The organism is Aerococcus sp. L_32, from assembly GCF_050689315.1.
On record NZ_JBOEQF010000260.1, the window covers coordinates 1 to 2,936 of the forward strand.

The following is a 2,936-nucleotide window of genomic DNA, read 5'->3' on the forward strand; positions in this document are numbered from 1 at the left end:
ACATAGCTTTGCAAATTGAGGACGACTTTGCGCGGTACCACCTCATTTGCAATGCTATGTTCACATTACCTCTCTAATTGCTGGATAACGCTAGCGCGTAGCCTTTCGACTAAATGTTTAGAAAGAGAGCATTTTATGGTTGGATGCTTGCACCTAATCATCCTCGCTAAGGTTCATAAAATATGATTCTTTCCACTTGTAGACTTTACAGTCTTTTCACATTCCAGATTATACTGACATAATGCCTAATTTGTCAAGTTTTCAAGCCGGTAAATCAATTAAAAATCTTCCGGCTTAATCCCTTCCATTCCAATCATAGGGTCAATTGAATGACTCAGGACTAAATCAGCTGTCAGACAAAAATCTTCAACTGCTGAATCACTGTTAGCTGCCACTCCCTGATATACATGCTCTTCGGTGGCGTCTCCAGTTCCTGGACTGGAATTTTCCGCTAAATCACCATCTGATGTCGTTTCTGCCCGACTTTCAGCTTGATTTTTTGCTGTTGTCGCATCTTTTTCTTCTATTTCCGCTGCAACCGCCGTTGCCATCCGTTCATCAATATCCACAGCTTCCATTAAAAAGTCTTTCAGCTGGGTTTGCCGGCTAGCATCCACATTTTGAATAGCCGTTTGAAAGGCCTGGGGTTCACCGCACATAATCAAGGACTGCTTGGCCCGCGTAATCCCCGTATATAATAAATTTCGCTTCAGCATCCGGTGGTGTTGCGGCACTAACGGTACAATCACAATTGGAAATTCCGACCCCTGCGACTTATGAATTGACGTACAGTAGGCTAAGGTAATTTCATTGAAGTCATTCCGTTCATAGGTCACCTCAACCTCATCAAATTGCACCACAATTTGATCTACTTTATTAGTTGTTTCCTTAGCAAAAAAGATTGCTACAATCTCTCCTAAGTCCCCATTGAAAACGTTTTTCTCGGCTTGGTTTTTCAGCTGCAAGACCTTGTCCCCAACTCGGAAGGTCTGCTCAAAATAGACTAACTCCCGTCTTTTACCGTCGTCGTTGGGGTTTAAAACAGCCTGCAAACGCTCATTGATATGATTGATCCCGGCCTGTCCTTTATAGAGAGGCGCCAAGACTTGAACGTCTCGTTTTTGGTAGCCCTTGTCAACAGCCCGCTTAGCCACAATAGCTACTAAGTCTGCAATTTGATTCGCCTGCACCTTAAAGAATGATCGGTCACGTTGGTTCATCATCAAGTCTTTTGGGACAATCCCCTGTTTAATCTGGTGAGCTAATTGGACAATGGTCGACTGGTTTTTCTGACGGTAGATTTCATCTAATTCGCGTGTTTTAACCGTTTGTGATGACAACAAATCAGCTAATACTTGACCAGGACCCACTGAAGCTAACTGGTCTTTATCCCCCACAAAAATGACCTGCATAAATGAAGGGACACTTGAAAGTAATTTATAGGCAAGCCATGTATCCACCATGGACATTTCGTCAATAATCAATAAGTCAGTTTCTAGCTGCACGCCTGACTCTTCGCCGTCTTCGCTGTCATCCTCTTCACCTGTTAAACCAAGTAAACGGTGAATAGTTGATGCTGGCAGATGGATCATTTCAGTCATTCGTTTAGCGGCTCGTCCTGTTGGGGCGGCTAAAGAAATTGGAAAGGAACCTGGGTCATATTCTTCTACATTTAAGGAAATATTATTTAAACGAGCATACAATTGGACGATGCCGTTTAATACCGTTGTCTTACCTGTCCCTGGTCCCCCAGTTAAGATAAACATTTTGGAAGTTAACGCCTCTTTAATGGCTTTCTTTTGAGCCTGTCCGTAGGAAATACCTAAGTCTTGTTCTAATTTTTGGATTTCTTCGTCTAAATCAACACCCGGATATTGGGGTTGATACTGAGGTTGCTGCATTTGCCCCATCATTTTGGCAATACCCACTTCAGCAAAGTATAAAGTTGGCAAGGCAACACGCCCTTCTTCAGATAAAATCAACTTACCTGTCTCATTCATGTCAGAAATAGTATCTTCGATTAATTTAGCATCAATAAATTGTGACTGCCCGTGCATCAAGACTTCTTGGGTTTTCTCAATCAGTGGCTCCTCCATCACAAAAGTGTTCCCTGATTCAAAAGTGGCTAAGTTTAGGACAAACATGACACCCCCAGCAACCCGGACTGGTGAATCCAAGGGGAAACCAATATTTAAAGCGATTTGGTCTGCTTTTTGAAAACCAAAACCGCGGATATCGTCAATCAAAATATAAGGATTTTCTTCAATAATTTCGACCGCTTCGTTATGGTAGAGGCCATAAATTTGCCCAGCCAACCGCGATGAAAAGCCCATCTCAGCTAGCTTAACGAAAACTTGTTCATTCCCTCTTTGTTCAACCATCCGCTCATGTAGCATAGTTCTAGTCTTTTTAGACAAACCTTTAACCACTTTTAAGGCTTCTGCATCATTTAAAATAGTATCAATGGTTTGGTCGCCAAAAGCATCAACAATACGACTGGCTATCGTATCCCCAATTCCTGGAAATTGTTCGGATGATAGAAAGCGAATTAACCCTTCTTTAGAAGTGATTTTCTGCGCTTCATAAGAAGTTACTTGGAATTGGACACCATATTTAGCGTGGTCCACCAATTTACCTTTAAAATGATAGGTCGTCCCGTCCTGGATAGTTGGGAAATTTCCCGTCATCACGATTTCTTTTTCTGAATACATGGTATTGGTTTCGTCTATTTCAACTGACATTACCCGATAAAAGTTGCTTTCATTAAAAAAGAAGGTCGCCTTTACCTCACCTATGACATAATCTTCACTTGTTGGTTGATTCTGATTTTGTCGCATGTTGGCTGCTCCTTCCTAGTCTTAGTAATCTTACATATTATAGCATATTCAAGTAGTTCAGAATGGATAGATTTATAGGTATCTAAGTCATTTTGCCTA

At 41.6% G+C, this 2,936-nt stretch carries 1 protein-coding gene; it reads right to left on the reverse strand.

Annotated features, from left to right (window positions below; genetic code table 11):
• Window positions 1-278: 278 nt before the first annotated feature.
• A complete protein-coding gene (gene recD2 / locus ACRCJ0_RS11450; protein WP_431390495.1) occupies window positions 279-2,837 on the reverse strand; it encodes an SF1B family DNA helicase RecD2 in 2,559 nt (852 codons plus the stop codon).
• Between the last annotated feature and the right edge of the window lie 99 nt (window positions 2,838-2,936).